The following is a 23,591-nucleotide window of genomic DNA, read 5'->3' as shown; positions in this document are numbered from 1 at the left end:
TCAATCGCCGCAACTTATTGCTGGCGTTCCGGTGGGCGCTTGCGGCGCAGGAGCATTGGCGCGGAAGACTTCCTCCGCCGCCCCGGCGCGCATCACTTCGACCACTACCGTGCGCGCGCAGTCGGCGCCCAGCTCGCTGCGCCACAGCAGTGATCCGTCGTTCGAAACATTGGACTGCCACGCCTCTGACCGGCGCGTGCCGCGGCGCGGCGCGACGGTTTCGGGGCAATCCGCGACGGCGGCGGCGATCGTATCGGGTGCAACCTCGGCCTGATCGTCTGGCACGCCCTGATCCAGCACCCAGCGATATTCACCATTGCTCTGGCGTTGCCATACCGTGACAAACCGTGCGCGGCGGCCACTGGGATATTGCGCGCCGCCGGTGCTGACCGCAAAGCTTCCATCACAGCTGGACCATACCTGATCCGGGCCCCAGACAATCGGTTCGGCTGGATCAGCAAGTCCGCTGAGCGCTTGCTTCACGGGGACAAAATCGGGTGATGGCATCAGCGCATCATCGGTCGCGTAATGGCGGAATGCGGTCCAGGTGCCCTTTTCCCGCGCCATCCGTGCAAACGCCAGCTCGGCAGCGATAACCTCGCTGGGATTGGCCTTGGGCGTCAGCAAATAGCGATAGCGGTCGTTCGGACTGTTCGGGGCGTTGCACGCGCCCAGAGCGAGAGCCAGCAGGACAATGGCAAATCTCATATCGCGCCCTCTGCCAGAGCCACACCCGCATTGCGATGGGCAGCGACCAGCGTGTTGCGCAGAAGCACGGCAATCGTCATCGGCCCGACCCCGCCCGGCACCGGCGTAATCGCGCCCGCCACCGAACTGGCACCGGCATAATCGACGTCGCCGACCAACCGGCCCTTTTCCGCGCCGTCGGCAGGCGGCAGGCGGTTGATCCCGACATCGATGACCGTCGCGCCGTCCTTCAGCCAGTCCGCTTTGACCATTTCGGCGCGCCCCACGGCGGCGACCACAATATCGGCGCGCCGCACAACTGCGGGCAAATCCCTGGTCCGGCTGTGTGCGATGGTGACGGTGGCATTGGCGTCGAGCAGCAGTTGCGCCATCGGCTTGCCAACGATGTTGGAACGGCCGATCACCACCGCCTCCAGCCCGGACAGATCACCGAGCCGGTCAGTCAGTAACATCATGCAGCCCAGCGGTGTGCACGGCACGAAGCCGCTTTGCCCAACCGCCAGCCGCCCGGCATTGGCGACATGGAAGCCATCGACATCCTTGTCCGGACTGATCGCGGCGATTACCGCCTGTTCGTCAAGATGATCGGGCAGCGGCAGCTGGACCAATATGCCATCCACCGTATCATCGCCGTTCAGCTGTTCGACCAGCGCCAGCAGGTCAGCCTCGGCGGCATCGGCGGGCAGCCGGTGCTCGAAACTTTCCATATTGGCGGCCAGCGTCGCCTTGTTCTTGCTGCGCACATAGACCTGGCTGGCAGCGTCATCGCCCACCAGCACCACCGCCAGCCCGGCCTTGCGCCCTGCCGCAGCGGCAAAGCGCGCGGCCAGGTCGCCCACGCGTTCACGCAGGGTGGCGGCAAAGGCTTTGCCGTCGATGATAGCGGCGGCCATCAGGCGTAGATCACATTGCCGAGCACGATCAGCACAATGTTGAGCGCGATAATCAGCACCAGCGGCGAGAAATCGATCGAGCCGGTTTCCGGCAGCACCTTCCGGATCGGCCGCAATACTGGTTCCAGCAAACGGTTGATCGAATTGTAAAATGCGCTGAGAAATTCGTTGCGGTTGCTCACCACATTGAACGCGAACAGCAGCCCGATGATGAACTGGATGATGATCAGCATCACCAGCACATTGGTGAGCATGGCGATGATTTCGTAAATTGCGGAGAGCGCCTGCATTTGGCTTAATTCCGTCCCGTTGCTGTGTGACCAATGTCCTACAGGCTCTGCGCCTTGTGCGCCAAGCCCGAAAACCGCTTATCCCTTATCGTGAGAAGCGGCGTCGTGCGCCGTGCCGCCATTGCGGCTGATCAATGTACCCGCGCCGCGCGCAGTGAAGAATTCCAGCAGCATCGCGTGCGGCACGCGCCCGTCCAGTACCACCGCCGCCTCGCATCCCGCCTCCACCGCATTGACGCAGGTTTCCAGCTTGGGGATCATCCCGCCGGTAATCGTGCCCGCATCGCGCAGGCTGGCGATGTCGGCGGGGGACAGATCGGTCAGCAGCTCGCCCTGACTGTCCAACACGCCCGGCACATCGGTCAGCAGCAGCAACCGTGCCGCGCCCAGCGCCGCCGCCAACGCGCCCGCCATCGTATCGGCATTGATGTTGTAAGTGTGCCCGTCCTCGCCCGCGCCAATCGGGGCGACTACGGGGATCATGCCCGCAGCGGTTACGGTTTCCAGAATGGTAGTGTCGACATGCGCAGGCTCGCCCACAAAGCCGAGGTCCAGCGCCTTTTCGATATTGCTGCCCGGATCCTTGACCGTGCGGGCCAGTTTGCGCGCGGTGACCAGTGCGCCGTCCTTGCCCGATATACCGATGGCCTTGCCCCCGGCGCGGGCGATCGAGGACACGATGGCCTTGTTGATCGCGCCCGACAGGACCATTTCGGCAACTTCGGCAGTCGCCTTGTCAGTCACCCGCAGCCCGTCGATAAAGCGGGTCTCGACGCCTAGCTTCTCCAGCATGGCGCCGATTTGCGGCCCGCCGCCGTGGACCACCACCGGATTGATGCCGACCGCTTTCAGCAGCACCACATCCTCGGCAAATTCACGCGCGGCGCGTTCGTCGCCCATCGCGTTGCCGCCATATTTCACAACGAAGCTGCGTCCGGCATAGCGCTGGAAATAGGGCAGCGCTTCGATCAGCGTTTCGGCTTTGGCGTGGATCGCCGCCATATCGGGAGAACTATCGGTCATTGCCGCGCCCGCTTAGCGGCGGCAGTGCGCAAGGGCAAAGGATTCGCACCGCCCCCGGCGCGCTGCTAAGGCCGGATGGATGGGAAAGATCGTCCGTTTCGACAAATCGCGCCGTCGCCGCACGTCGAAATGGACGCGGGCGCAGGATTACGGGGGACCGCCGCGCCCACCGCGCAAAGATGGCGGCGGTCCCGGCTGGCTGGGCGCACTGCGGCCGCTGTTCTTTCTGGTGCTGCTGTGCGCCGCATGGGTGCTGTACGAAAACCCCGAGCTGGTCGGCGCACCCGACTTGCTCGCCACCGAACCGGAAGTCGTGGACGCCAGCTGGACCCGCTGCGGACCGGGGCGCGGTCAGCATTGCGTAATCGATGGCGACACCTTCAAGATCGGCGCGGCGAAGTTCCGCATCATGAGCGTGGACGCGCCCGAGGTCGATGCGCGGTGCCCGGCGGAGAAACAGGCTGCCGAGACGGCGACGCAGGGCCTGCAGGACTGGCTGAACGCGGGCGCTTTCACCATGCAGGGCCGCTGGGACGAACCCACCGACCGATACGGACGCGGCCTGCGCGAGCTTTACCGCACCAGCAACGGATCGCGGCAATGGCTGGGCGATGCGCTCGTCGAGCAGGGTCTGGTGCGCCGCTATTACGGCGGGACTCGCCAGAGCTGGTGCGCGACCGACTGACCGGCGTTACAGCGCCAATTCGGCCGCCAGCGCGGCGTAGTTTGCAAGACCCGTCACCGGCGCAATCCGCTCGGCCCACATGGCATCGATCTCCTGAGCAATTGACGGCGGGATCGGTACCCGGCGGGCGTCCTCACTGCGCACCTTGGAAGAGCTGCTTTCCACCGGCAAACCCAACACCCGCGCATTCATGTGCCGCATCAGATGATCGTCGAAACGGTCCTTGTGCTCCAGCATGAAGCCGCGGCTGGTGCGCACTTCAACCAGCGCCGCAGTCGCATCGGACAGCGGCAACTGCGCCAGCGCGGCCAGCCTGCCGATAGCCCCGCGCTTGTTCGCAATTACATCGCGGTAATCCATTACCAACGTATCCGCCTCGCCGCGCCGCGCCCACCAGCTCAGCAGATGGGTGAAATAGTCCACCCGGCTCGGCCCACCGCGTGCCCAGATCGGCATAAACGCCTCCGGCTGGATGGTGCCGGGCTCGAACAACCACCCTTCGAAGAAGTGGTACATCGACATATACGCCTCGTGCGGATCGCGCAGGGTGACCACATAGCGCATGCCCTTCGGCAGGCCTTCGTAATGCAGATGGCTCTTGTACCCGCGCGGCGCCGCCCGCTGATCGGCGTGCACATCGGTTTCGGGCAGCAGGATTGCCATTTCCAACCACGGCACTACGCGGCTGATATCGTCGAAATCCATGTCCCCGCCGCTGCCTGCCATGCGCAGCTGGTGGAACATCTGTTGCAGCATGGTGGTGCCGCATTTGCCAAACGGCGTGATGACCACATCGCCGGGGCGCGGGTCGAGCGGGCGAAACGCCGCCGCCTGCTGAGCCGAGGGGGTCAGCCCCGCCAGCATCGCCCCCAATTCCTCCGCCGAGCGTGGCCGTTCGCGTAGTTCAGCAGTCATCGCATCATCCTCCCGTTTCGGCCATCGGATGGCATGGCGAGGGGCTGGCCGCAAGGCTGCCGCGATGTTGGAGCGGGGCCCGGCACCCCATGATAGTTATGGAGACATGGACCACATGGACCACAGTCCTGGAGGGAAAAAACCGTCGCCCGCCAAATCGGCACTCATCGGCAAAATTACCCCGCCGCAAACCCTGTAGGAAAGCGCTTTGCCCGCGCCGCCATCTGGCCAAGCCGCGCAAACGGTGGCACTCCCCGCGTCATGACCATTCGCACCCTCGCCATCACCGCCGCTCTTGTCCCCGCCCTCACCGCCTGCGCCCACCGCGCGCCGGAGATTGCGCCGCAAGAGGCGTTCTGGTCCGCATTGGCGAGCCATTGCGGCAAGGCCTATGCAGGCGGATTGGCGAGCGAGGATGCGCGCGATGCCGACTGGCAGGGCAAACGCATGATCGCGCATTGGGCGGACTGCTCGCCAACCCGGATCGCAGTGGCCTTCCATGTCGAGCGTGATGCCGAGGATGGCAGCGATCCCGAAGCCTCAGGCTGGGACCGCTCGCGCACCTGGCTGGTCACGAAGACCGGCACCGGCCGCGCCGCGCGGCTCACGCTGAAACATGATCACCGGCACGATGATGGAACACCCGATGCCGTGACCTTTTACGGCGGCATCACCGCCGCCCCCGGCACTGCCCGCGCTCAGGATTTCCCCGTGGACGCGGAGAGTATCGCCCTGTTTGGCCGCGAAGGACTGGCCGCATCGCTCACCAATGTATGGCGCGTGGAGGTCGATCCGGCGGGCACGGGCGGCGCGAAATTCGCCTATCAGTTGACCCGCAAGAATGACCCGACACGGCTGTTCCGAGTGGCGATTGATGCCAGCACCCCCGTGCCAGCCCCACCACCTGCGTGGGGTTGGGAGTAGAGCGTCAGTACATCGGCTCGCACGCGATACCGTCATCGTCACCGTCCATGCCGGAGCGATATCCGGGCTGCCCGCGATAGAGCGGAGCCTTGCCCGCGGCGCGCACATCATTGCAGCCAGGATAATAGACCGAGGATTCCGCTGCATCGACAAATCCGCTGTCGGCGAATTCGGTGCTCGGTACGTACAATTCCTGCGCCGCGACCGGATCAGTATGTTCCGGGGTCACCACCGGGTCAGACGCGCTCGCATCCCAGATCAGGAACCCCAACACCCCAGCGCCCACGACGTAGAAGAACAGGACCGCAGAGAGTAGGTTCGTGAAGCTCTTCTTGCGGGTCTTGTGCCGAAATAGCGCGCGCCCGGTGTAGGCACCCGGCAGGCCCCCCATGACCGCAAGCTGGATCAGGGCGTTCTCGCTCACCCGCCGGCCCCCCGCCTCGGCCTGCGCCTTGTCATAGCCAAAGGCGGCGAAGGCGAAGAAATTGATCGCGATGAGATAGTAAGCGAAGTATTCGAGCATGGGTGTTTCGTGCGGCATGACGGACCTGTGTGACGGGTCTGCTGTGCTAGGTCCGTATTGTGAAGGAATGGTGTGCTTTTCTTGGGATTTGTTTGTTTGTAATTGTGTGAGAGGGGCGGGCTGCAATCGCGTGTGAGGTCAAGAGCGTTCAATCGATATGATTAGACGCGCGAAGTAAGGCCGCTTCGCCCTCGTTTTTGGCTGTGTATGAGAGGAATTCACGCTTCCCGAATTTCAGACCGAGCTGCCTCATGAGGTCAGCGTCATTTTCGGAATAGAGAATGGCGATTCCTTTCGGTGCAAGGATATCGCGCGCGCCGCTGTTGCGCCGGATACGCTTCATAAAATCATCTTGGGCAGCGACCCCTTCAATTTGAACCCTCGAGATCGCGACTTCCTGAAATCGTTCAAAAAGTGTGGCAATCCGCTGCGTCCCGCCGCCTTGCATGATTGCGTTGCGATCGTCAGAATTTGTAAGCGACCAGAAATTTGGCGTGTATGCAAAACGCTCCGCCATCCACCAGATGTTCTTCCGACCTTCAGCCGAAAGACCCGTCTTGGCATCGCGATTCGCTCCGGCCCGAAGATATTCTTGGCGAGCACGCACAAGGCCGAAATCGCAGAGCGCATCGCGTTCATTGACCTTAATCAGAATGCATAACTGGTTGAATGCTTCAGGCGGGATCATCCATCCACCTTTTTGTGCTGATGTCGATGTCTTGACATCAACCTCCTCCCCACCAACCAGAAGATCGAATTTGATACCTCGTGGCACGTCCAGCCAATCGCGCAGAATTATCTCGAACTTGGTGCCGAGATAGGTTTTTTCAGTCTTCTCCAGATCCGAGAAAAAGAACCTTCCCGTGCGCGCCGTATCGATAACTTCATCGATTGCCGACCTGAAGAAACCCCGCAATTTTTCCTCGAATGCTTCCCATCCCCCGACGGCATTGATGAGTTCGGTTTCGAGCCGCGCCAAATCGGGAAAATCCAGATGGTGATCTGGAAGCGGAATGCGTTGAGCTTCTTCGAACAGGTTCATGCAGCGCGTGGCGAACTTGCTGCGAATGTTTTTTGGACGCGCAACGCAACTGCCAGGTTGGCCGCAACCGCTCTCGCGACAGGGGGCGGAAATGCATTGCCTATTTGGCGGTATTGCGTGGTTTTCTTTCCGTAAAACTCCCAGCTATCGGGAAAACCCTGAAGCCGCGCGGCCATGCGTAGAGTCAAACGTGGCATCCCGACGAAATCTCGCTCCGGAGGGGCATTTGCAAGACTCTTGCCTTCGACACCCAAACTTGCCCAAGCCTTGCGCGCTCGCGTTGGCCCGAGATCTGGACCGCCATGCTTTTTCGACCCTCCCACAAGAGTCGGAGCGATATCATCGGCGCGGGCGGCCCATTGGCTTGCCCCTCGCCAACCATTCTCGGCCATAAGGTCATGGAGGAGTTTGCCAACCGAACGCGGGTTGTGCGGCTGCACTTCAGGCCAGTCGAATGCCTCAACCAAGTCCTTGCGAATGGCCACGATAACCACACGCGGGCGAAGCTGCGATACACCGAAATCAGAGGCGTTAAGCAAGCGCCAGTCGGTCTTATAGCCAAGTTTGTCCAACTGTGCACGCAAATGCGTTCGATAATCCTCGAAAACTGCTGAAAGAAAACCGCGGACGTTCTCGATCATTACCGCTTTGGGCCGAATTTCGTCCACCAATCGCAGGGCAGCAGGAAACAAATTGCGCTCATCCCTTTCACCCAGTTGCTTTCCAGCGACCGAAAATGGGGGGCATGGTAGCCCTGCCGTCAGCAGCTCTACGCCTTTGTAAGGTCGCCCATCAAACGCAGCCATATCCGCAGCGCGAACATCCCACGCAGGACGATTCAATCGCAAAGTGTTGGCAAAATCGGGCTCAATCTCGACCAGAGCCTCATGCCGGAAGCCTGCCTGCTCCAACCCGAGTGCCTGACCACCAGCCCCTGCACAGAATTCTATCGAATGCATGCGATACTCCCTCTTCTGGTATCGCTATGTTCTCTATGCGTTCCGGTCAAGCAGATGCCGCCAGTTTGGATCAACTCACTCCGCCGCCTGCACCCCGGCGTCATCGCCAAACAGACCCGGACCGTCGTTCTCGGCCAGATCGTTGGCTTCCTCGCCCTTGCCGGCGTTGGCGCGTTTGTCGAAGCTGCTCCACACGTCCTGCCAATTGCCGGTGGTCGCGCCCTTGGAGTATTCGGTGGCGCGGGTTTCGAAGAAGTTGGCGTGCTCCACACCGTTCAGCAGCGGGGCCAGCCACGGCAGGGGGTGATCCTCCACCATGTAAATCGCGGGCAGGCCCAGCTGGCCCAGCCGCCAGTCGGCGATGTAGCGGATGTAGCGCTTGATTTCCTTGGCGGTCATGCCGGGGACGGGACCGTCCTCGAACGCCAGATCGATGAAATTGTCTTCCAGCCGCACGGTTTTCTGGCAGGCATCCATGATGTCTTCCTTGACCGATTTGGTCAGGCAGTCGCGCTCGGCACAGAAGGCGTGAAACAGGCGCGTGATGCCTTCGCAATGCAGGCTTTCATCGCGGACCGACCAGCTGACGATCTGCCCCATGCCCTTCATCTTGTTGAAGCGCGGGAAGTTCATCAGCATCGCGAAGCTGGCGAACAGTTGCAGCCCTTCGGTAAAGCCGCCGAACATCGCCAGCGTGCGGGCGATATCCTCGTCACTGTCAACACCGAATTCCTGCAGGTAATCATGCTTGGCCTTCATCTCCTCATATTCGAGGAACATGCCATATTCGCTCTCGGGCATGCCGATGGTGTCGAGCAAATGGCTGTAGGCGGCGATGTGCACCGTTTCCATGTTGGAGAACGCGGCGAGCATCATCTTGACCTCGACCGGCTTGAACACGCGGCCGTATTTTTCGTGGTAGCAATCCTGCACCTCGATATCGGCCTGGGTGAAGAAGCGGAAGATCTGGGTGAGCAGATTGCGTTCGTGCGAGGTGAGGTTCTGCGCCCAGTCGCGGCAATCCTCGCCCAGCGGCACCTCTTCGGGCATCCAGTGGATCTGCTGCTGGCGTTTCCAGAAGTCGTAGGCCCACGGATATTCGAAGGGCTTGTAGGTGCTACGGGCTTCGGTCAACGACATCTTGTGGTCTCCGGGGATTCTGGGTGAACGAATCCATATAGGCAATTTTGCAGAAAAATCGAACCCAAAGCGTGGTGATTCGGCGGGGATAAGCCGGGGAGAAGTGTCCGTTCGTCGCAATGCACCGCTGCCGCGCCCGCTCCGGAACCGCGCGCGCGCCAGCGGCGTTGATCCGGTGAACGCAATTGTGCGGTCTTCGGGGACAGGCGAGCAGGCCCGGCCTCCCCTTTCGCGGGCCAATCCGCCGCCCCCGCGCCCCGCCTTGCGAAAGGCGGGGCGTATTGGTTTGGGGGTGAGGGAGTGTTTGCTGCCCTATCGCTGCGCTGCCTGAGGGCGGTTTTGTTCGCCCTAACGCTTCGCTGTTTGAGGGCGGGAGCTCACTTCCAGAACCAGCGACCCTGCGCTCCGCGGCGGGCGCGGTCGGTCCACATGCGCAAATACATCCACAGGCCCGAAAAGGCGAAAAACAGCAGCGCGAAGCCTGACAGGATCGACAGTGCGGTGCCCACGGGCCCGAATTCTTCGCCCGAATGCAAATGGTGGAAGAACCCGACCCATGCACGCGGGCCGGTCTGCGGCGGATCGGGACGGCAGCGCCACCCCTCGGGACAGGTGAATGCGGCTGCTTCGGGGGCGGTGGCGGGTGCGGCGGGTACAGTGGCAGTCGGGGCCGCAGCCTTGTCCACATTCTCGTGCGCCTGCACCTGCGGCACAACCTCTACCGGGCTTTCGGGCCACAGCGCGGCGAAATGGCTCAGCAGGCCAGTCGACGCGATAAACAGCAGGAAGATGCCGAAAACAACCGAAAGCCAGCGGTGCCACTTGCGCATAATTTGTCCTTTTGAGAATCGTTCGCAAACCCACTAGCGAAGGGTTGCGCCAAGGCAAGCGGGGAATGGCCGATTGTCCTTTAACCATTTATCCCTACAGTCGCCGCGATGGACGGGACTACTAAGCCAACTGAGGGGCTGGGGGCGATGACCGACCTTGCGCTGGCGCAGGGGACCGGTCCGCGCGCCTGGCCGAAACCGCTGCGCGCCGCTTTTGATGCCGACATGACCGAGCGGCACTTCCACGATGTGCAGTTCTTTGTGGCGATGGGCATGGTGCTGGCCATCGTTACCCTGTTTGTCGACGCCATCTCGATGCCCGACCATATCGTCGAGGCATCGCTGAACCGCCTCATCTTCGTGCTTCCGCTACAGATCGCGGCGCTGGCTATTCCGCGTCGCTACCCGCATTTGCAAAAAGTGCTAATGGGCGTGTCGCTGATAGCGTTTTCGATGGTGCTGATGCGCGGTGCGGTCTGGCCCGAACCGCCGATCGATGCATTCCTGATGATGGGCACAGTCCTGATGTTGGGAATAGTGGTTCCGGTCCTGCCGCTGGCGCCAATCGAAAAAGCGATTTTCGTGGTCTGCTATGTGATCGGCACCGCTGCGGCGATGTTTGCGTATGATCACCGGATCGCGGCCGAGGCGCCGTTTGTTGCGATCATCGTGCTGACAGGGGTGTCTGCTGCCGTACTGGGGCAGCGGTTGTGGCGGCTGCAAATCCGCAATTTCCTGTTGGCATTGCAGGCCAGTCACCAGATGGCGGATATGGAAACCGCCAACGCCCGCCTGGCCGAACTGTCACGGCGCGACCCGCTGACCGATCTGGCAAATCGACGCCATTTTGAAGATGTGTTTGCCAGCCATTTCAACGCCCGGCCCGCCCATGGCGAGGCGCGTGTGGCGGCGATGATGCTCGATCTGGATCACTTCAAGGCCTTCAATGATCGCTGGGGCCACCAGACCGGCGACGAATGCCTGCGCGCGGTGGCCGATGTGATGCGCAATTGCGCCGACGGACATGGCGGGCTGGCGGCGCGATTTGGCGGCGAGGAATTTGTCATGCTGCTGCGCGTCGATGGCGAGACGCAGGCGCTGCAGATTGCCGAGGATCTGCGCACCGCGATCGAGCGGATCGAAATGGTCCACAGCAACACCGACACCAGCGTCACCTGCACCACCAGCATCGGCGTGGCGATCCACGAAGATGACGAAGCACCGCATCTGGGACGGCTGCTCGCCGAAGCCGACATGGCGCTTTACCGCGCGAAAAACGACGGTCGCAACCGCACGCAAATGGCGCTGCCGGGAGCAAAAATGGGGAAAGTCGCGGTGGGAGCTGCGGCCTGATAAAGACTTCCGGAAAGCGCGTGCTGACGCGAGCCGCCTAACTATTCAGCTAGCATACAATGAGTTCCACTATTTTTTAGGTGGTGACCAACCTGAAAAGTACTTTGCGCGCTGTCGAGTGGGAGGGAATTGTGACGCCTCCTGTTCTGCCATAGTTATATTTATTCTCTTTGCATCTAGGTTTTCGACATCAAGATACATTGCTTCGCCAGTCACGCCATGTATATGAATATCACGATATACGTGATCTTTCCCATACGCTGCAAATACAGCATTGCTTTTTCCCAAGGCCTCTATCGGATTTTCAAGTCGGAGACGTTTCTCCTCTTCCGTTTCTTTCATGTTCACTTCCTTGTTCGAATTCCGGTCAAAAACAATCCAAAGTATACCTATTAAGATTCCTGCAATCCCGATATATAAAAATATAGGACTGGTTTTTGGAAATATGTCAGGTGCCGTCTCTACGACCAGCGTCCATCCGGCACTAATAAATGTAGTAGCCCAAGGCGCTGGATTAAGTTTTTTCAGCAACGCAACAGATTTCCTTGATCTCATCAACTCGACCATATGAGCCCATCACTGACAGGCGAGGCATTCCTCGTAATCGGTTTGTTCGGCAGACAGTTCGAACTTGGCCGCATCGGCGGTGTTGTCCGCTTCCACGCCGCCGGCGAAACCGGCGCGCTGCACGCTTTTGGAGCGGAGGTAATAGAGCGATTTGATGCCCTTTTCCCACGCCTGGAAGTGCAGCATCATCAGGTCCCATTTGTCGACATCGGCGGGAATAAACAGGTTCAGCGACTGCGCCTGATCGATAAAGGGCGCGCGGTCGGCGGCAAATTCGAGCAGCCAGCGCTGATCGATTTCGAAGCTGGTCTTGAAGGTCGCCTTTTCATCCGCCGTCAGGAAATCCAGATGCTGGATCGAGCCGCCCTTTTCGAGGATCGAATTCCAGACATTGTTGGAATCCTTGCTCTTTTTCTGGAGCAGTTTTTCCAGATAGGGGTTCTTGACCACGAAGGACCCGGACAGTGTCTTGTGCGTGTAAATATTCGCCGGGATCGGTTCGATACACGCGCTGGTGCCGCCGCAGATGATCGATATCGACGCGGTCGGCGCAATCGCCATCTTACAGCTGAAGCGTTCCATTGCGCCGGTTTCTTCGGCGTCGGGGCACGGCCCGCGTTCCTTGGCCAGCATCATGCTCGCCTCGTTCGCCTTGGTGCTGATGTGCTTGAACATCTTCAGGTTCCAGACCTTGGCCATCGGGCTTTCAAAGCCGATGTTCTTCATCTGGAGGAAGGAGTGATAGCCCATCACGCCCAGCCCGACACTGCGTTCGCGGCTGGCGGAATATTTGGCGCGCGCCATTTCATCGGGCGCGCGGTCGATATAATCCTGCAGCACATTGTCGAGCATGCGCATCACATCTTCGATGAACTGCTTGTCACCTTCCCACTGCTCCCAGGTTTCCAGATTGAGCGATGACAGGCAGCACACGGCGGTGCGGTCATTGCCCAGATGGTCACGCCCGGTGGGCAGGGTAATTTCGCTGCACAGGTTTGACGTCGACACCTTCAGACCCAGCTCGCGGTGATGCTTGGGCATCATCCGGTTCACCGTGTCGGAGAAGACGATATAGGGCTCGCCCGTGGCCAGCCGGGTTTCGACCAGCTTCTGGAACAGGCTGCGCGCATCGACAGTGGCGCGCACTTCGCCGGTCTTGGGCGAGGTGAGGTCGAATTTGTCGCCTGCACGCACCGCTTCCATAAAGGCATCGGTGATCAGCACGCCGTGATGCAGATTGAGCGCCTTGCGGTTGAAATCGCCACTGGGTTTGCGGATTTCGAGGAATTCCTCGATCTCGGGATGGCTGACATCCAGATAGCACGCCGCCGAACCGCGCCGCAGTGAACCCTGCGAAATCGCCAGTGTCAGCGAATCCATCACCCGCACAAAGGGGATGATGCCGCTGGTCTTGCCATTCAGGCCAACCGGCTCGCCAATGCCGCGGACATTGCCCCAATAAGTGCCAATGCCGCCGCCCTTGCTGGCCAGCCAGACGTTTTCATTCCACGTGCCGACAATGCCCGCCAGGCTATCATCAACGCTGTTGAGATAGCAGCTGATCGGCAGGCCGCGACTGGTGCCGCCGTTCGACAGCACCGGAGTGGCGGGCATGAACCACAGGCGGCTGATGTAATCATACAGCCGCTGGGCGTGTTCGGCATCATCGGCATAGGCATCCGAAACGCGCGCGAACAAATCCTGGAAGCCTTCACCGGGCAGCAGATAGCGATCGATCAGCGTTTCCTTGCCGAAATCGGTCAGCAGGGCATCGCGGCTGGGGTCGGTCTGCACGTCGAAACGGCGATCCATGACCTTCTTGCTGTCCGAGTTTTCAGCGTCGGCGCCGGCCTTGGCGACCGTGGCCATTGCCCCGGCGAGCATATCGCCCGCATCGTCGTCGATCAGGGCGTCGCTGCCCTTGTCATTCCTGTCCATTGCAACCGCTTTCTTTGTATTCTTAGGCTTTGCGCCATCGGGCTTATCGCTCTTGGGTTTGCTCGCAGACTGGGTGGCGGGATCGTCCTGCGTTTCCAGATCAAAATTCATCGCCGCGTCGCCCCCAGTCCGAAAATCCATGTCATCCCCACTATCTGTTTCGCGGTGCCGCGCCAGCTGCGCGATGTTCCGCTTGTGTTCGAGTCGGCAGGACGAAAGCCCAGCCTAGCAAAATTCGCCGGTCAACGGGCGAAAACTTATCCCGTTTTTCCCCACAGCCCGGCAAATTTCGTGCCCCTTCCCATATGGGGAGTGGCTGCCGAAACTCTAGGTCTTGTGGGTACCCCCGGTATCCTGACCACTAGATACTGAATCAGCTGGCGCAGATGTGCAAGAGGGTGAAGGAAGTTTTAACGCGGCTTTGCGGCCAATCGTGCAGGTGTCTTGCATTGGTGCAACGCAGCGACGCGTGGACCAAGCTGGACTTGTCGCTTGCGCAAGCCAAAAAATGAATCCGTGAAAAAATTTTTGCGGGCAAAGCGGCACGGCGCGGCTTGCGATCCAAACGAATCCAGCGGCGCAAGAAACGAATCCGCAGGCTAGCCGTCCAGCATATCCATCCGCCGCCGGATCGGTCCTGCGATCAAGACTATGGCGATAGCCCCGGTGGCCGAGAACGCGGCGTGCATCGTCCAGAAGGCGGTGTCCCCCATCGGTTCGTAAAAGCGCGCGAGGAAGCCCGAGATCACGCCGACAGCAAACAGCGTCAGATAAGCGCCCGCCATCATCAGCGCGTTGATCTTGGCCGGGGCGCGGCGGGATACCAGCGCCAGCGCGGTGGGCCATTGGTACATGAAGGCGACGCCCGACAGGAAGTAAGCGATCAGCGGGAAGAGAATGGACACCTTGCCCTCGCCCGCCAGCAATGATCCCAGCGCCAGCATCCCGGCGGATACGGCCATGATCGCCGCGCCGGTTGCCAGCTTGCCGAAATCGCCCGGCTCCTTGCCCCGCCGTGCCTGCCACGCCCACAGGCCCAGCAGCACCGGCAGGATCATCACCGAGGCAAAACTGTCCTCCGCCCCGAACCACGGCACCGGAACCGCAAACCCGCCGATAGACAGCGACACCCGTTCCGACACCCACAGCAGCCCGACATTGAACATCTGTTCGTAGGCAAAGCTCTGGAACATGGTCAGCACCAGCACGAACACCACCAGCGCGATCATCCGCCATTCGATGCGGGTGAGCGGTGGCAACACTTCGCCCGCTGGCGCAGCGGCGCGGTCTTCGGCGAAATATTTCAGTCCGGCAAAATAGACCACGGCGGCGATCAGCATCATCACCCCGGCGGCCCCAAAGCCGAAGTGCCAGCCGTAAAGCTGCGCCAGCAGGCCGCAGAACAGCGGGCCTATGGTGGCCCCGATATTGATACCGGTGGAAAATATCGCATAGCCCTTGGAGCACAGCTGCTCCTCGTGCCGTTCGTACAAATGGCCCACCTGCGCGGCGATATTGCCCTTCAGGCAACCCGATCCCAAAACCAGCAACAGCAGCGCGATCAGGAAGCTATAGTCGAACGCCATCGCGAAATGGCCCAGCGTCATCAGCGCAATGCCGATCATCACCACCCGTTTCGCGCCCAGCCAGCGGTCGGCCAGCAAGCCGCCGAACAGCGGGGTGAAATAGACGAACCCGGCGTACAGGCCGAAGGTCTGGCTGGCGAAGGCCTGCGTCGACAATTCGCCGAAGATTCCTTCTACCACGCTGCGATAGCCTGCCATGCCCGCGACATTGTCGATCCGGCCCGGCAGCAGCAGTTCCTGCACCATATAGAGCACCAGCAGCGTGCGCATTCCGTAGAAGCTGAACCGCTCCCACGCCTCGGTCATGGCGAGGAAATACAGTCCCTTGGGATGGCCCCAGAGCCGTTCCTCGCTGCGCGTCAACACTGCTGCTGTCATATTGCCGCCTCCCCGTTACCTATGCATCACACCGCGCGGGCGTGGCCGACAATGGCGTCGGCGATTTCCTCGACCAGTTCCAGCGGCAAATCATGCCCCATGCCGGGAATAATCTTGAGCTGCGCGCCGGGAATGGCGGCGGCGGTGTCGCGGCCGCCTTCGCATTTGACCAGCGGATCGGCCTCGCCGTGGATCACCAGAGTCGGCGCGGTGACTGCGCGCAGCCGTTTGCGGCGGTCGCCATCGGCGATAATCGCGGCCAGCTGGCGCTGCATCCCCTGCGGATAGACGCTGCGGGTGACATTGGCGGCGGTGCGTTCGCGCAGCCGCGCTTCGGGCGTGGGATAGTCCGGGCTGCCGATGGCGCGGGCGACCCCCATGCCGTGTTCGACCAGTACATCATGCTCCATCGATGGCGGCCGCGCGGTCAGGGCGCGCATCGCATCCTTGTCCGCCATCGGCAGTTTGGGATTGCCGGTGGTCGACATGATCGAGGTGAGGCTGGTGGTCTTTTCCGGGTGGTTCACAGCGATCAGCTGCGCGATCATGCCGCCCATGCTGGCCCCCACCACATGCGCGCCGGGAATATCCAGCGCTTCCAGCAGCGCGGCACCGTCATCCGCCATATCGGTCAGCGTATAGGGCGTGCGCGGGGTGAAGCCGAACCGCTTCATCAGCGCCGTGCGCATAAAGCCCGGCGCGCGCACGCCTTCAAACTTGTGGCTCAGCCCGATATCGCGATTGTCATAGCGGATGACGCGAAAGCCGCGCTCCACCAGTGCCTCCACCAGCTCGATCGGCCACAGCGTCAGCTGCGCGCCCAGCCCCATCACCAGCAGGATCACCGGCGCATCGGGCGTCCCGTGATCTTCATATTCAAGCTCGATTCCGTTGGCATGGATACGCGGCACTCTTGTCTCCTCCCGATATTATCTTATTCGGGGCGTATAGGCCCCACACAGGAAGACTTGTCCATGTTGAATATCCTCGGCGCAATTATCACCGGACTGCTGGTCGGCGCATTGGCGCGGTGGTTCTATCCCGGCACGGTGGAGATGAGCTGGCTGTACACGATCCTGCTGGGCGTGGGCGGATCGCTGCTGGCCGGGCTGGTGGTGCATCGCGGACGTGGCGGGATCAACCGTGCGGGCTGTCTGTCCAGTGTGGTGGGCGCGATGGCGCTGATCCTGCTGGGCCGGATGATGGGCTGGGGCTGACGCGCTCAGGCGCAGGCGGCACGCGCCTGACGCTTTAACGCATAGAGTTCCTCGCCAGCGTCCTTGACCGCTGCCTCGATCACCACATCGCTGGCGTCGATACAGGGGGCCAGCCCGATGTTGACGCTGACCGCCATCCCGTCGAGCAACGCCACGGGATGCTGGAGCAGAGAGGCTTCGATCCGCCGGATGATCTTTTCGGCATCGCCGCGGGCGACCGCTTCGAACAGGATCACGAATTCATCGCCGCCCCACCGCGCCGCCAGATCGCTGGGGCGGATGGTGTCGGCAATCCGCCCGGCGATAGCGCGCAGTACGCGGTCGCCCGCCGCGCGGCCCAGCTGATGATTGATGGCGGTGAAGCGATCCCCGTCGAGCACTGCGAGTGTGCCCCCGCGCGAGTTCCGGCGTGCCAGCTCGTCATAAAAGCCGCGCCGGTTGTACAGGCCGGTCAGCAGGTCGGAATTTACCGCTGCTTTCAGATGCATCACCGCAGCCCTGCTGGCCCGGGCTGGCGGCGCATCAGCGGCCGCGGGAGCAGTTCCGCGCGGCCCGCCCGCAAACAGGCGCAGCCACGATGTCCCCGGCGCTGCGGGATCGACAAGCCCGGCCAGGCCGAAGCCCGCCACAATCGCCCCCAGCAGCGTGGCGGTGAGCAGGGTCAGGAACAGCGGCCAGTGCCATTGCCGCAGCACGCCTTCCATCAGCACAAAGCCGACAAGCGGAACCAGCACAGCCCCCAATGACAGGGCAATCATCCGGCGCGCATGGGCGCTGGGCAAGTCTGGGGTGCTATCAATGTCTGCGCGCATATCCGGCCCTTCAGGTCAGCTTTTGTGGGCTTTCCCAATGGCCTGTCCGGGCAAGGATATGGTTTCCCCGGGGGCAGGGGTTTCTACGCAGGCGCCCTTATGGGATCAGCACGGTATCGCGCGCCACCGCTTCGGTCTGCTTGTGGTCCAGCGTGAAATGCAGGCCCCGGCTTTCGTGACGGCGCAGCGCGCTGGTGACGATCAGATCCGCCGATTCAATCAGATTACGCAACTCGATCAGATCGGTGGTGACGCGGAAATGGCCGTAATAATCCTCGACCTCGCCGCGCAGCATCCGAATGCGGTGCGCTGCCCGCTCCAGCCGTTTGGTGGTGCGGACAATGCCGACGTAATTCCACATGAAGCGGCGGATTTCGGTCCAGTTCTGCTTAATCACCACCTCTTCATCAGAATCGGTGACGCGGCTTTCATCCCACGGTAGGATCGCGGGCGGATCTTCCAGATCATCCCAGCTGGCCAGCACATCCTTGGCCGCCGCCTCGCCAAAGACGAAGCATTCCAGCAGCGAATTGGACGCCAGCCGGTTGGAACCATGCAGCCCGCTTTCAGTGCATTCGCCCGCCGCCCACAGGCCGGGCAGATCGGTCTTGGCATCCAGCCCGATCAGCACCCCGCCGCAGGTATAATGCTGCGCCGGGACGACCGGGATCGGATCCGTGGTCATATCGATCCCCAGCCCCATCAATTTGTCATAGATGGTGGGGAAATGCGCCTTTACGAAATCGGCGGGCTGGTGGCTGATGTCGAGATGGACATAGTCCAGACCATAGCGTTTGATCTGGTCATCATTGGCACGCGCCACGATATCGCGCGGGGCCAGCTCCATCCGCTCGGCATCGTAATCGGCCATATAGCGGTGTCCGGTGACCGGGTTGATCAGATGCCCACCCTCGCCGCGCACAGCCTCGGTGATCAGGAAATTCTTGACCTCAAGATTGTACAGGCAGGTCGGGTGGAACTGCATCATTTCCATGTTGGAAACCCGCGCCCCGGCGCGCCATGCCATCGCGATCCCGTCCCCCGTCGCGCCGCGCGGCGAGGTGGAGAACAGATAGACGCGGCCCGCGCCGCCGGTCGCAAGCACCGTGGCGCGCGCGACATGGGTCAGCACCTTGCCGCTCGCCTCGTCCAGCGCATAGGCGCCCCATACGCGGCCCGATCCCGAATAGTGTTCCTGATTGCGCCCGGTGATCAGATCGATGCAGGTCTGCCCCGGCAACAGCGTAATGTTGGGGTTTGCCGTGGCGGCCTTCAGCAGGGCCTCCTGCACTGCCCAGCCTGTGGCATCATCGACATGGACGATGCGGCGGTGCGAATGCCCGCCCTCGCGCGTCAGGTGCAGATCGCCGCTGTCCTGATTGAACGGTACGCCCAGCTCGACCAGCCGGGCAATGCTTTCGGGCGCGCGTTCGATAACGTATTCGACCGTTTCCAGCCGGTTCAACCCTGCGCCCGCCACCATCGTGTCACGCACATGGTTGTCGAACGTGTCGCCCGCATCCAGCACGGCGGCAATCCCGCCCTGCGCCCAGGCAGTCGATCCGCCATCAAGCGAACCCTTGGCCAGCACCAGCACCTTCTTGTGCTCGGCCAGCGCCAGCGCGGCGGTCAGTCCAGCAGCGCCAGAACCGATGACCAGGACATCGTGGAGTTCTTCATACATGCGCGCTCAATGGCGGCGCTTTCGGCGCGCGGCAAGAACAGAACGGCTTGCCGCAGAAGTGGCCACGGCATGGCTGGTTTGCGTTACCTCCGATTCGACGGGGATTCGGGGGTGCAGGGTCGCACACATGACATTGGGCTATATCGGCTGCGCTATCGGCCGCCACACTATCGACAAGCAGGCTATCAAACATATTCACGGGACCGATGTTGGCCGGTGTCGGCATTGTTCGGCCGCGCTTGAACATCAGCATCCAGACCATTGGGTGGTGCAGCAGGTTCGCGATGCGGGACTGAGCCACCGCTTCCGGTAATCCGGTAGCGGGCGAATTATCCCGCGCCGGTCAGCTGGACGAACACATCCTCCAGATCCGCTTCGCGCGTGGAGACGTCCTCGATGGCATAGCCGTGGCCCTGCACCAGTGCCAGCACCTGCCCCGCGCTGATGGCATCACGGTCATAGGTAACCTCCAGACGGCGCGGTTCGACCACTTCGGCCTTGATGAAGCTCGGCTCCATGAACGGGCCGGCCAGATCCTTGTCCACCGTAACCGCCACGATCTTCTCGCGCGCCATGCCCACCAGTTCGCGAGTCGGCTTGTCAGCGATCAACTCGCCGTGATTGATGATGGCGATGCGGTCGCACAATTGCTCGGCTTCCTCGAGGTAATGCGTGGTCAGCACCACCGTCACCCCGTCCTGATTGAGCTGGGTGACAAGTTCCCACAGCAACCGCCGCAGCTCGACATCGACGCCCGCCGTCGGCTCGTCCAGCACCAGAATCGGCGGCGAATGGACCATGGCCTTGGCAATCAGCAGGCGGCGCTTCATCCCGCCTGACAGCGTGCGCGCATACGCATTGCGCTTGTCCGCCAGATGCACCGCGCGCAGCAATTCTTCCGAGCGGCGCAGTGTTTTGGCGATGCCGTAAAACCCGCCCTGATTCTCCAGCACCTCAAACGGCGTAAAGAACGGGTCGAAAACGATTTCCTGCGGGACAATCCCAATCGAGCGTTTGGCGTTGCGGGGGTTGTCATCGATATCGAAACCCCAGATTTCCGCGCTGCCGCTGGTCTTGCGCACCAGCCCGGCCAGAATGTTGATCAGCGTCGATTTGCCTGCGCCATTGGGGCCCAGCAGGCCGAAGATGCCACCTTGCGGCACGTCGAAAGTTACGCCTTTCAGCGCCAGCTTGCCCACCTCGCCCGCACCCGGAGCGGCATAGCGTTTGACGAGGTTTTCGATGCGGATGGCAGGCGTGGTGGTCATGCCCGCCGCCCTAGGACGCGCGGCCCGCACGGGGCAAGCGGCAATGCTGGCGTGTGGCGTCCGACCAGCAGGAAAGCCAAGTGAGCGATTGCGAACACCGGCGCTTGAGGCGAAACACAAAACTCTTTATCGGGAGCCACCATGAGCCTGCCCCCGCCCGAAATCACCACTGTCGAAACCCGCCGCGTCTGGTGCGATGGCGCGACCGATATCCGCAGCGGCAAGAATTATCGCCCGGCGGTGCTGGGCCATCCCAAGGTGTGGCTGCAGATCGACGAGCATGGCTATGTCGATTGCGGCTATTGCGACCGCCGCTTTGTGCTGGCGGGCGGGCCTGCCGATGGTGCGGATCAGGCCAGCCTGCCCGACATCTCCGAAGGCGGCGATCCGGGACACCGCTGACCGCGCGGCGCAATCGCGGCTTCCACCCCGGCGCCCGGCACCCTACATGGGTGTTTATGACCCAGCTCAGTGATCCCTTCGGCCTGCTTTACGGCAGCACCTTTTCACCCGATGAAGCACAGGCGTTGACCGCGCGCATCCTCGCCCCCTGCGATGATGGCGAGCTATATCTGCAGTTCAGCGCCACCGAAGTGTTCTCCTTCGATGACGGGCGGCTGAAAACCGCCAATTACTCACGCGATTCGGGATTTGGCCTGCGCGGCGTCACGGGCGAGACCACCGGCTTTGCCCATGCCAATGAAATCAGCGCCCCCGCTATCGCGCGAGCAGGCGAAACGCTGCAATTGCTCGACCCGGCAAGCGGCGCCAAGGCCCCGCCGCCCGAACGCACCAACCGCCATCTCTACACCGAAGACAGCCCGCTGGACCTGGTGCCATTCGCCGAAAAGGTCGCGCTGCTGGAGAAGATTGACGCAGTTGCGCGCGCCAAGGATCCGCGCGTCGCGCAGGTCAGCGCCAGCATGGCGGCCAGCTGGAGCGTGATCGAAATCGTCCGCGCCGATGGCTTCACCGCGCGCGACATCCGCCCGCTGGTGCGGCTCAACGTCAGCATCGTGGCCGAAAGCAACGGACGGCGCGAAAGTGGCAGTTACGGCTTTGGCGGGCGCTATCTCTATGACCGTCTGTTTGACGAAGGCGCCTGGCTGCGCGCGGTGGATGAGGCGGTCCGGCAAGCCACCACCAATCTGGACAGCGTGGCTGCCCCGGCGGGCGAATGCACTGTGCTGCTTGGCCCCGGCTGGCCCGGCGTGCTGCTGCACGAGGCGGTCGGTCATGGTCTGGAAGGCGATTTCAACCGCAAAGGCACCAGCGCCTTTTCTGGCCGCATCGGCGAACGGGTCGCCGCACCCGGCGTAACCGTGGTCGATGATGGCGCTATCGCCAACCGCCGCGGCTCGCTCAGCATTGACGACGAAGGCACGCCAACGCGCGAGACTGTGCTGATCGAAGACGGCATCCTCAAAGGCTATATGCAGGACCGCCTCAACGCGCGGCTAATGGGGGTCGAGCCGACCGGCAATGGCCGCCGCGAAAGCTATGAACACGCGCCCATGCCGCGCATGACCAATACCTTTATGCGCGGCGGCAGCGACGATCCCGCCGAACTGCTGAGCCGCGTCAATGACGGCATTTACGCCACCAGCTTCGGCGGCGGACAGGTCGATATCGTCAGCGGCAAATTCGTCTTCGCCTGCACCGAGGCTTACAAGGTCGAAAAGGGCAAGATCATCGCCCCGATCAAGGGCGCCACACTGATCGGCGACGGCCCCAGCGTGCTGACCCGTGTGATCGGCATTGGCGACGATATGGCGCTGGATGAAGGCATCGGAATGTGCGGCAAGGGTGGGCAAAGCATTCCCGCCGGGGTGGGCCAGCCGACGCTGCTGATCAACGGCATCACCGTGGGCGGCACGGGTTAGGGCGCAGCAATGCTCGTCAACGGGCCACTGCGCCGCTTGCCGGCTTGGCCAAAACCGCGTGTGTGGCGATCAGCACTGCCAGTGGCGGGCATCGGCGGCGCTGCGCTGGGACTGATAGCTTGGCTTACCGGACTTGCACATTTTCGCCAGCCGAACTCAACCCATCGGCCCTGTCTACCGCGCTCATGCTGTTATTGGTCCCCGCTCTGGCCGAAGAACTCCTGTTCCGCTGGCTGCTGTTTCCCAGAACAGGCATTCGCGCTCACAAGGCGCTGGTCGGCATGTCGGTCGCTCTTTTCGTCCTGTGGCATCCGGTTCAGGCATGGAGCGGGTTAGGCCCTGCATGGTCGGCGATCTTTCTGAAGCCCGGCTTCCTTATGGCGGTCGCTGTGCTCGGTGTGACGCTCGCCGCCTTGCGTCTGAAGACCAACAATCTGTGGCCATGCATCCTGTTTCACTGGCTAGTCGTTTGCGCTTGGAAATTCTGTTTGCAGGTCCGTTCTGACACTCATCGTGGGTTCAGCCCAACTGTGCTATACACTGCGCTTCATCAGGAGACTCGCCATGCGCAAATTTGCTGCCACTGCCTTTTTTTCGCTTGCCGCTGCCGGTTTGCTGGCCGCCCCGTCCGTGGGTGCGCGCGAGCGGTTGTCGGGCGATGCCAAGCTGGCCAAGCTGCTCGACGGGCGCGTGGCCGGTGAGGGACGCAATTGCCTGAGCAGTTACAAGATGCGCCGGATGCAGGTGATCGACGGCACTGCGATCGTGTACCGCGATGGCAGCACGCTGTGGGTCAATATCCCCGCCAACGCCGAGCATCTGGATGATAGCGACGTCATGGTCACGCGGATGTTCGGATCGAGCTTGTGCCGCCAGGACATCGTGGACACCTACGACCGCTCCGGTCATTTTATGAATGGCGTCATTTTCCTTGGTGATTTCGTGCCCTATCGCAGAGTCGATAGCTAAGCCG

Annotated in this window: 26 protein-coding genes; 9 read left to right on the top strand and 17 right to left on the bottom strand. The window is 61.8% G+C overall.

Going from position 1 to position 23,591, the window contains the following annotated elements:
* From FEV51_RS09235 to argB, 4 genes are all read right to left on the bottom strand, one after another.
* Nucleotides 1-708, bottom strand: a complete 708-nt coding sequence (locus tag FEV51_RS09235) for a hypothetical protein (RefSeq protein ID WP_138618122.1) — start codon at nucleotides 706-708, stop codon at nucleotides 1-3.
* Nucleotides 705-1,601 carry a bifunctional methylenetetrahydrofolate dehydrogenase/methenyltetrahydrofolate cyclohydrolase FolD gene (folD, locus tag FEV51_RS09230; RefSeq protein WP_138618120.1) on the bottom strand — a complete coding sequence of 299 codons (897 nt, stop codon included), beginning with the start codon at nucleotides 1,599-1,601 and terminating at the stop codon, nucleotides 705-707. The genes FEV51_RS09235 and folD overlap by 4 nt, the downstream gene beginning before the upstream one ends.
* Entirely contained in the window at nucleotides 1,601-1,891 is a 291-nt protein-coding gene (locus tag FEV51_RS09225; RefSeq protein WP_138618118.1) for a YggT family protein, read from the bottom strand. Before FEV51_RS09225 ends, folD begins: the two co-directional genes overlap by 1 nt.
* 78 nt (nucleotides 1,892-1,969) lie before the next feature.
* Nucleotides 1,970-2,914, bottom strand: coding sequence for an acetylglutamate kinase (gene argB / locus FEV51_RS09220; protein WP_138618116.1), 945 nt, complete (start codon nucleotides 2,912-2,914; stop codon nucleotides 1,970-1,972).
* Nucleotides 2,915-2,993: 79 nt separating this feature from the next.
* Between argB and FEV51_RS09215 the strand changes: the two genes are divergently transcribed.
* On the top strand, nucleotides 2,994-3,599 hold the full coding sequence (locus FEV51_RS09215; protein WP_138618114.1) for a thermonuclease family protein: 606 nt from the start codon (nucleotides 2,994-2,996) through the stop codon (nucleotides 3,597-3,599).
* A 6-nt stretch (nucleotides 3,600-3,605) separates the two neighbouring features.
* Here FEV51_RS09215 and FEV51_RS09210 read toward each other — a convergent pair whose 3' ends face one another.
* On the bottom strand, nucleotides 3,606-4,514 hold the full coding sequence (locus FEV51_RS09210) for a sulfotransferase domain-containing protein (protein WP_138618112.1): 909 nt from the start codon (nucleotides 4,512-4,514) through the stop codon (nucleotides 3,606-3,608).
* 261 nt (nucleotides 4,515-4,775) lie between these two features.
* On the opposite strand from FEV51_RS09210, the gene FEV51_RS09205 reads away from it, so the two are divergent.
* Nucleotides 4,776-5,438, top strand: a complete 663-nt coding sequence (locus FEV51_RS09205; protein WP_138618110.1) for a hypothetical protein — start codon at nucleotides 4,776-4,778, stop codon at nucleotides 5,436-5,438.
* 4 nt (nucleotides 5,439-5,442) lie between these two features.
* Here FEV51_RS09205 and FEV51_RS09200 read toward each other — a convergent pair whose 3' ends face one another.
* The 5 genes from FEV51_RS09200 to FEV51_RS09175 all read right to left on the bottom strand — a co-directional run bounded on the left by FEV51_RS09200 (nucleotide 5,443) and on the right by FEV51_RS09175 (nucleotide 9,932).
* Nucleotides 5,443-5,961, bottom strand: a complete 519-nt coding sequence (locus tag FEV51_RS09200) for a DUF1294 domain-containing protein (RefSeq protein WP_246034504.1) — start codon at nucleotides 5,959-5,961, stop codon at nucleotides 5,443-5,445.
* Nucleotides 5,962-6,109: 148 nt separating this feature from the next.
* Nucleotides 6,110-7,003: a NaeI family type II restriction endonuclease gene (locus tag FEV51_RS09190; RefSeq protein ID WP_138618108.1), complete on the bottom strand. Its 894-nt coding sequence runs from the start codon at nucleotides 7,001-7,003 to the stop codon at nucleotides 6,110-6,112.
* Nucleotides 7,000-7,962: a DNA cytosine methyltransferase gene (locus FEV51_RS09185; protein WP_138618106.1), complete on the bottom strand. Its 963-nt coding sequence runs from the start codon at nucleotides 7,960-7,962 to the stop codon at nucleotides 7,000-7,002. Before FEV51_RS09185 ends, FEV51_RS09190 begins: the two co-directional genes overlap by 4 nt.
* A 75-nt stretch (nucleotides 7,963-8,037) precedes the next feature.
* On the bottom strand, nucleotides 8,038-9,102 hold the full coding sequence (locus tag FEV51_RS09180) for a ribonucleotide-diphosphate reductase subunit beta (RefSeq protein WP_138618104.1): 1,065 nt from the start codon (nucleotides 9,100-9,102) through the stop codon (nucleotides 8,038-8,040).
* Nucleotides 9,103-9,479: 377 nt separating this feature from the next.
* Nucleotides 9,480-9,932 (bottom strand): PepSY-associated TM helix domain-containing protein, encoded by a 453-nt coding sequence (locus tag FEV51_RS09175; RefSeq protein WP_138618102.1) that lies wholly within the window; start codon nucleotides 9,930-9,932, stop codon nucleotides 9,480-9,482.
* A 147-nt stretch (nucleotides 9,933-10,079) separates the two neighbouring features.
* On the opposite strand from FEV51_RS09175, the gene FEV51_RS09170 reads away from it, so the two are divergent.
* The gene (locus FEV51_RS09170) at nucleotides 10,080-11,285 is read left to right on the top strand and encodes a GGDEF domain-containing protein (RefSeq protein ID WP_171033081.1); all 1,206 of its coding nucleotides are present in this window, start codon (nucleotides 10,080-10,082) and stop codon (nucleotides 11,283-11,285) included.
* A gap of 69 nt (nucleotides 11,286-11,354) precedes the next feature.
* Here FEV51_RS09170 and FEV51_RS09165 read toward each other — a convergent pair whose 3' ends face one another.
* The 4 genes from FEV51_RS09165 to FEV51_RS09150 form a co-directional block, all read right to left on the bottom strand.
* A complete protein-coding gene (locus tag FEV51_RS09165; RefSeq protein ID WP_138618098.1) occupies nucleotides 11,355-11,816 on the bottom strand; it encodes a hypothetical protein in 462 nt (153 codons plus the stop codon).
* Between the two features lie 45 nt (nucleotides 11,817-11,861).
* A complete protein-coding gene (locus FEV51_RS09160; RefSeq protein ID WP_138618096.1) occupies nucleotides 11,862-13,931 on the bottom strand; it encodes a ribonucleoside-diphosphate reductase subunit alpha in 2,070 nt (689 codons plus the stop codon).
* 458 nt (nucleotides 13,932-14,389) lie between these two features.
* Nucleotides 14,390-15,754, bottom strand: coding sequence for a peptide MFS transporter (locus FEV51_RS09155; protein WP_138618094.1), 1,365 nt, complete (start codon nucleotides 15,752-15,754; stop codon nucleotides 14,390-14,392).
* A gap of 26 nt (nucleotides 15,755-15,780) precedes the next feature.
* Complete coding sequence (locus FEV51_RS09150; protein ID WP_138618092.1) at nucleotides 15,781-16,665, bottom strand: alpha/beta fold hydrolase; 885 nt, start codon at nucleotides 16,663-16,665, stop codon at nucleotides 15,781-15,783.
* 63 nt (nucleotides 16,666-16,728) lie between these two features.
* Between FEV51_RS09150 and FEV51_RS09145 the strand changes: the two genes are divergently transcribed.
* A complete protein-coding gene (locus FEV51_RS09145) occupies nucleotides 16,729-16,971 on the top strand; it encodes a GlsB/YeaQ/YmgE family stress response membrane protein (RefSeq protein ID WP_138618090.1) in 243 nt (80 codons plus the stop codon).
* A gap of 5 nt (nucleotides 16,972-16,976) precedes the next feature.
* Here FEV51_RS09145 and FEV51_RS09140 read toward each other — a convergent pair whose 3' ends face one another.
* Nucleotides 16,977-17,783 (bottom strand): GGDEF domain-containing protein, encoded by an 807-nt coding sequence (locus tag FEV51_RS09140; protein WP_138618088.1) that lies wholly within the window; start codon nucleotides 17,781-17,783, stop codon nucleotides 16,977-16,979.
* Nucleotides 17,784-17,880: 97 nt separating this feature from the next.
* On the bottom strand, nucleotides 17,881-19,467 hold the full coding sequence (gene nadB / locus FEV51_RS09135) for an L-aspartate oxidase (protein ID WP_138618086.1): 1,587 nt from the start codon (nucleotides 19,465-19,467) through the stop codon (nucleotides 17,881-17,883).
* A 127-nt stretch (nucleotides 19,468-19,594) separates the two neighbouring features.
* Between nadB and FEV51_RS09130 the strand changes: the two genes are divergently transcribed.
* Nucleotides 19,595-19,780 (top strand): hypothetical protein, encoded by a 186-nt coding sequence (locus FEV51_RS09130; protein ID WP_138618084.1) that lies wholly within the window; start codon nucleotides 19,595-19,597, stop codon nucleotides 19,778-19,780.
* Between the two features lie 16 nt (nucleotides 19,781-19,796).
* On the opposite strand, the gene FEV51_RS09125 is transcribed toward FEV51_RS09130, so the two are convergent.
* Nucleotides 19,797-20,735, bottom strand: coding sequence for an ABC transporter ATP-binding protein (locus FEV51_RS09125; RefSeq protein ID WP_138618082.1), 939 nt, complete (start codon nucleotides 20,733-20,735; stop codon nucleotides 19,797-19,799).
* A gap of 141 nt (nucleotides 20,736-20,876) precedes the next feature.
* Between FEV51_RS09125 and FEV51_RS09120 the strand changes: the two genes are divergently transcribed.
* The 4 genes from FEV51_RS09120 to FEV51_RS09105 are packed head-to-tail and all read left to right on the top strand — an operon-like array spanning nucleotide 20,877 to nucleotide 23,587.
* Nucleotides 20,877-21,137, top strand: a complete 261-nt coding sequence (locus FEV51_RS09120; RefSeq protein ID WP_138618080.1) for a zinc-finger domain-containing protein — start codon at nucleotides 20,877-20,879, stop codon at nucleotides 21,135-21,137.
* Nucleotides 21,138-21,193: 56 nt separating this feature from the next.
* Entirely contained in the window at nucleotides 21,194-22,618 is a 1,425-nt protein-coding gene (gene tldD, locus FEV51_RS09115; RefSeq protein WP_138618078.1) for a metalloprotease TldD, read from the top strand.
* Entirely contained in the window at nucleotides 22,531-23,319 is a 789-nt protein-coding gene (locus FEV51_RS13480; RefSeq protein ID WP_425466609.1) for a CPBP family glutamic-type intramembrane protease, read from the top strand. The genes tldD and FEV51_RS13480 overlap by 88 nt, the downstream gene beginning before the upstream one ends.
* On the top strand, nucleotides 23,249-23,587 hold the full coding sequence (locus FEV51_RS09105; RefSeq protein ID WP_425466608.1) for a hypothetical protein: 339 nt from the start codon (nucleotides 23,249-23,251) through the stop codon (nucleotides 23,585-23,587). Before FEV51_RS13480 ends, FEV51_RS09105 begins: the two co-directional genes overlap by 71 nt.
* Nucleotides 23,588-23,591: the final 4 nt, after the last annotated feature.

The sequence above is a fragment of the Qipengyuania marisflavi genome, assembly GCF_005884405.1.
Classification (GTDB): domain Bacteria; phylum Pseudomonadota; class Alphaproteobacteria; order Sphingomonadales; family Sphingomonadaceae; genus Qipengyuania; species Qipengyuania marisflavi.
The sequence above is the reverse complement of the archived record's forward strand: the minus strand, read 5'-3'. Positions and strand labels throughout refer to the sequence as shown.